We start from the raw sequence: 4,822 nt of genomic DNA on the forward strand, positions 1-4,822 counted from the left end.
TTGGGTGGCTAATGGGCTGTCGGCGATTGGCCAGAGACTATGAGTTATTACCGGAAACATCGGAGACGTTTATCTACCTTGCCATGATCCGGATCATGGTAAGACGATTAGCATAAAATTTTACCCCCCCAAACTTTTCAAACAGCCTCTCAAAGTCTGCGTACCAATACCTTGTCCACGATGCTTTGGACGAAGATAAAATTCATCCACGAAAGCATCTCGACCTCGGTATTCTAGGCTGTACCCTAACGTCAAAACAATATAGCCAATCACCTCATCCTCTTGCCAAATCAGCCATGTTTGTCCAAAAAATTCATTACTCAAAAACTGTATGAGTAGATCGCGATCGCTATTTTTATCAAATGGTAAGTTTTCGGTTTCACGAAACTCCTCAACAAGTTCCAAAACAAGAGTCAGATCGGAGATCGCGGCTTTTTGATAATTAATATTCACAATACACCTCTAGATTCTTAAAACTGTTGTTAACTGTTGTTAACTGGCGAAGATAACCTATCATGAAATGCAATTCTTACAGTTCAGTTTAAAAACTGAGTGTAACTATAGAGGTTTATCTAAGAAGCAATGCGATTTGACATCAGGGATTTTGATGATTCTCAAATAGCTTCGCGCTACTTCTCCCTACAACCAAGGAAGATAACAATCTAGAAATTAATCTAAACCGCAACCAACCAATCGCACACCACAGACTTGCACCCGTGGGCAAAGTTAACCCAAACTTGCCACTGCCCCAGATATGCATTCCAGTAAGGCTCTCCGTCAGCAACGCCAATAGCCTCGCCTACCTTGGAGACTAGCTGTTGGTAAAACTTTCCAACGCTGTCGAGTCCAAGGCGCATTTTCAGCTTCAGCCCCTTCCATCCTTGGACAGTCGGACTTTCCTCTGGCGTGAGTGTTTGAGTTATATCCTGGGGGGTGGTGTCAATGACTGGTGTAGTTGTACTTATATTATTAATGACTGACACCAACTCATTTTGAAATGCTTCATCTCGATTTAGCCACTGCCCAAAAATCGAATCACGCTCGTCATTGGGTGGAACAAACCGATAGACGCACTCCCGATTTTCACGCTTGCCCAATCGACCAACATAATCCAACTTCAAATCAATCTTCGCAAGTAGTTTCTGTGCGATCGCTATGGAAGTCAGTTTTTCCGAGATACTGACATTCAGGTAATTCTTGATAACGTGCCTGTGCTGAACAGCTAGCGCTTTAAACTCCAGCATCTTCTCATCAGACCCCCGCAACTGAACCTCTGGTGTAAGAAACTGCAACAGATTCAGATTTTCCAGTAACAACACAGCAGGTAATAGCTGCCCCTTGTTAAAATCTGGTTTCCAAATCGAATTCTCTCCCGCCTCTAACTGCGATGCAGCTCTTTTAGCATCACGATTCGTCAGAAATTCCCGCCCCAGTGTCAAATAGTAGTGCATTCGCAGTTGAGGATACCAGCCGTCGTCATCTTTCTCGACAAGCTCAGGGGTAACATCAACTTCGTAGCGACGGGATAATTCGGCTTTGCGCTGCTGATGTCGTTCAGTTTTCGTTTTCGCCCTTGTGTCTTGCAACTTTTTAAGTTCGGCATTAGAGATAGTCGGAGAATCCGCGATCGCCTGACACTCAACAGCATACAATTCAACAGACGCGGCTTTAACCGATTCGATTACTGCGCCAGTCTCGTCATCGTCAGCATCCGAGGCATCAATAATGGTGTAACCATCCTCAACCAACCCTGCAAGCACAGATTCTCGATAGCGCCGCATCTCGACGTTAATAACAGAACCACGCTTACCCCAAGTCTGCAATGACTCTGGCTGGAAGTTCTGGTCAACAAAACTGTAATCGTCATTATCCGCCGCCGACAACAGCGCAATGTTAGCCTGTGTTGCGACGTGTTGACTTCTGAGTAATCCTCCGATTGATGTAGAACCATTGCCCACAAACGACATTCCCCATTCTCTGATCCAGATATGACGGTCAACAGTTTCCCTAACCCGTGCCAACATCTGACGCACGGAGTTAACCGGCTGCACTCCCTGAAAAATCCCCCAAACACCATCAAAATGTCCTCGAATGTCGATGCTGACTCCAGTTTCCAAACTTGGAGATAGCCTTTTGAGCAGAACAGCACAAGAGATGATGCCCCCCAAAAGATATCGCTTTGTCCAATGCCGCAATCAAATTCTTCGGGTTACTGCCAGAGTAGTTGTAACAGTTACCAGCGATGTGGCGGTAGTTGTTGACGATGACGAAAGGATTAACTCGATATTCACCAGCGAGTGATAAAACATACTTCACATCAGTATCTGATACATCGGCACTTGAGAGGTAAATCTTTCCCTGACTGCTGCCCAAAACATTCTGTACCAGTTGTTTGAGGTTTTTGAGAACAGACACCCGACGTTTTTGCACTTCAGTACCAGAGTTGAGCAAATGCCAGAATACTTGGTCACATTCATCAATAATAATCACATCGTTTGACCAGTCATTAGGGTTGAATCGCGCCTGACTTTCCTGATGCAGCGAATCAACACACACCCCGTATCCTAATAATGTACCAGTTTCATTCGTGCGGACTTCGGTAACATAGTTAACACCAAAGCGATTACACAACGCCTCACCTAGCTGGATACGGTGGGTAATGATTAATACCCGTCTCTCTTGGTCATGTGCTTTCGCCACCTCAGTTGCCAGCCATTCGGTTTTACCAGTACCTTTGGGAGCCTTGAGGATAATCAGTTTTTCACCTTCGGGGACGAGAAGCTGGCCCAAGAATCGTTGATTGAGTGCGATCGCAGGGTTAAGTCCCATCGATGGTTCGTTCTCTGAATGCCAGCTGATTGAATCCATACCCGTGCGGTACTGGTTGCCGATGACGATGCGGAATTTGTGTCCAGTCAAGGCGGTGATGCAATCGCGCAAGCTAGACAGAGCTTCTGTCCAACATAGCGGTTTTAAAAATACGCTGTTTGAGTAAAGGTAATCACATCCGGCATCACCATAAATACATTCGAGGCGGGGAACAGGCATTGTTTTACCCGCGATTCTGATTTGATTCTGTTGCCACTCCAGTTGTAGACAGTGTTGGTAAAGTTCATTGGCTTGTTCAAGACTTAAGAAATCAGGGTAATAGGTGATGGGTAAAACCGGAGTTGATTCAGCAAAAAGTGTGAGTTGTTGCATGAGAGTTTGTCCTTATTTTTTATGAAAATCTAAAAGCTTGTATCCGAGTTCGGGTGATGAAGCGAAAACTGATACGATGAACCCAGCACTGATCACAGATGCAATTGCAACCAAGCGACCGCCCTAAACTAAGGAATGCGATCGCTTTCATTTTTTGACCAACACCCGTGGACTCTTGGTACTAAAAGCTCCCGCAATTCTTAGCGCAGCAGTCGGGTTTGGATGGGTGAAAAACTCTTCAATTGCCTTGGTTAGCCCATCTGCAACAATTGGGTCATGGCAGGCGTAAACGTAAACTGGCTGCTGAGTGCCGTTGACCAAGCGCATTTCTTGACGCTCTCCTAGTTGTGAGTAAAAGGTGCGAACCCAAGTACCAAGATGACCGCGATAATGCGAACCGCTCAAGGGGACTTTTTTTCCTAACTCCGTCTCTGCAAAGTTGACCACCCCCATCCATTTCTCTTTGCTACCAGAAAGGACTTGTTGATTGTGTTGGGCTAGGAGATTTGCAGCGAAGTCTTGAAAATGCTGCTCCATGTATGGGTTGAGTCTGCCACCTGTAAGTTCAGCTAAAGTTCTCATCGCCTCGACCAAAGTTTGTAAGCGCTGCTCAACCGGTGGCAAGGCAGGGGCAGGTACAGGAGTTTGGGTAGTAATACTTGGAACAGCTGCAACCAAATCTAAAATGATGGTTCTAACTTGCGCTGCTACTTGAGATTGCTGCAAGATCATTGCGATCCTTAACGCACCCAAAGCCGAAAAAACTCTAACTTGGGAAGTTCTAGATGGTAGACAGAGTGTCTGTCGAGCATCACGTAAGTCAATGCCAGTAAGGGTTTTAGTCTCAAGGCTTTGGAATTACGATTGATTTACTCTTGTTAGTTCTTTGACTGCGGACTCTGTAACTGAAAAATATTCCGCTATTTGTGCAGTAGTTGCCCAGCCGCTACCGTTCCATACAGCGAACACTATTGCCTTTGCTTTGCTCAGAACAACTTCTGCGCGAGAATCATCTAGGTTAGAAAGTGCAGAAGTTCTTAATGATGGAGACTCAACTAAAACATTTTGATTTAAAGGTAAACTCATCTTGTTCGACTCCTAAGTAAATTTCAAGACTTTAAGCATTTACCCGCACCAAACTTTTCTCACCAACTAATGAGAAACGATTCGATATAGTTGGTGTCTTAATTAACGTTGGTGACATCAATTCAACAACGTAAAACCAAGAATTATGCACCAGCGCAATTCCCAGAATCAGCCGTTGTTTTGTTCCCTTGTCGTGAGAGCAGAGGATCACTCTTTCGCCCAAAACGAAAGCAGGCTTTTGCACTTTGATGGCTTCTAACTCTCCAGTCCCGATGATTTGGTTCTGTGTAGCGTGGAGTATTTCATTACGGCAATCAATTGAATAAATCCAACATTCGTGTTTCCATTGCACACCGCAGCAGTAGCTGAATGTTCTTGTGGTTCTGAGGTATACTCTCTCCAGTAAATTAACTGCAACAGGTGGAATTGTTTGTCTCCAAGGAGGCGAGAGATACCAGCTTGTTTGAAGTGCGTTAATGTGGTCAATCATGCTTTTCTCCCCAATAAGTAATTAATCGCTTCGGAGTCAATAGAG

Annotated in this window: 7 protein-coding genes; 1 reads left to right on the plus strand and 6 read right to left on the minus strand. The window is 44.9% G+C overall.

The genetic code is table 11. From position 1 onward, the window contains the following. Positions 1-116 (plus strand): transposase (locus H6G26_RS38440; RefSeq protein WP_190727979.1); only part of this gene is annotated, 116 nt, incomplete at its 5' end. A 4-nt stretch (positions 117-120) separates the two neighbouring features. On the opposite strand, the gene H6G26_RS38445 is transcribed toward H6G26_RS38440, so the two are convergent. The 6 genes from H6G26_RS38445 to H6G26_RS38465 form a co-directional block, all read right to left on the minus strand. After that, positions 121-453 (minus strand): GNAT family N-acetyltransferase, encoded by a 333-nt coding sequence (locus H6G26_RS38445; protein WP_190736979.1) that lies wholly within the window; start codon positions 451-453, stop codon positions 121-123. Positions 454-674: 221 nt separating this feature from the next. After that, the gene (locus tag H6G26_RS38450) at positions 675-2,168 is read right to left on the minus strand and encodes a plasmid replication protein, CyRepA1 family (RefSeq protein WP_347242588.1); all 1,494 of its coding nucleotides are present in this window, start codon (positions 2,166-2,168) and stop codon (positions 675-677) included. Further along, positions 2,077-3,201: an alpha-ketoglutarate-dependent dioxygenase AlkB gene (locus H6G26_RS44420; protein WP_347242589.1), complete on the minus strand. Its 1,125-nt coding sequence runs from the start codon at positions 3,199-3,201 to the stop codon at positions 2,077-2,079. Before H6G26_RS44420 ends, H6G26_RS38450 begins: the two co-directional genes overlap by 92 nt. A 147-nt stretch (positions 3,202-3,348) precedes the next feature. After that, on the minus strand, positions 3,349-3,933 hold the full coding sequence (locus tag H6G26_RS43475; RefSeq protein ID WP_242054287.1) for a hypothetical protein: 585 nt from the start codon (positions 3,931-3,933) through the stop codon (positions 3,349-3,351). Between the two features lie 126 nt (positions 3,934-4,059). After that, on the minus strand, positions 4,060-4,287 hold the full coding sequence (locus tag H6G26_RS38460; RefSeq protein ID WP_190736981.1) for a hypothetical protein: 228 nt from the start codon (positions 4,285-4,287) through the stop codon (positions 4,060-4,062). A 31-nt stretch (positions 4,288-4,318) separates the two neighbouring features. Next, positions 4,319-4,777: a DUF1392 domain-containing protein gene (locus tag H6G26_RS38465; protein WP_190736983.1), complete on the minus strand. Its 459-nt coding sequence runs from the start codon at positions 4,775-4,777 to the stop codon at positions 4,319-4,321. Positions 4,778-4,822: the final 45 nt, after the last annotated feature.

The organism is Nostoc sp. FACHB-888, assembly GCF_014696655.1.
Classification (GTDB): domain Bacteria; phylum Cyanobacteriota; class Cyanobacteriia; order Cyanobacteriales; family Nostocaceae; genus Nostoc.

Bases quoted from the DNA above. Each gene is read 5' to 3' on its own strand.
- H6G26_RS44420 (WP_347242589.1), bottom strand. From the start codon at position 3,201: ATGCAACAACTCACACTTTTTGCTGAATCAACTCCGGTTTTACCCATC.
- H6G26_RS43475 (WP_242054287.1), bottom strand. From the start codon at position 3,933: ATGATCTTGCAGCAATCTCAAGTAGCAGCGCAAGTTAGAACCATCATT.
- H6G26_RS38460 (WP_190736981.1), bottom strand. From the start codon at position 4,287: ATGAGTTTACCTTTAAATCAAAATGTTTTAGTTGAGTCTCCATCATTA.
- H6G26_RS38465 (WP_190736983.1), bottom strand. From the start codon at position 4,777: ATGATTGACCACATTAACGCACTTCAAACAAGCTGGTATCTCTCGCCT.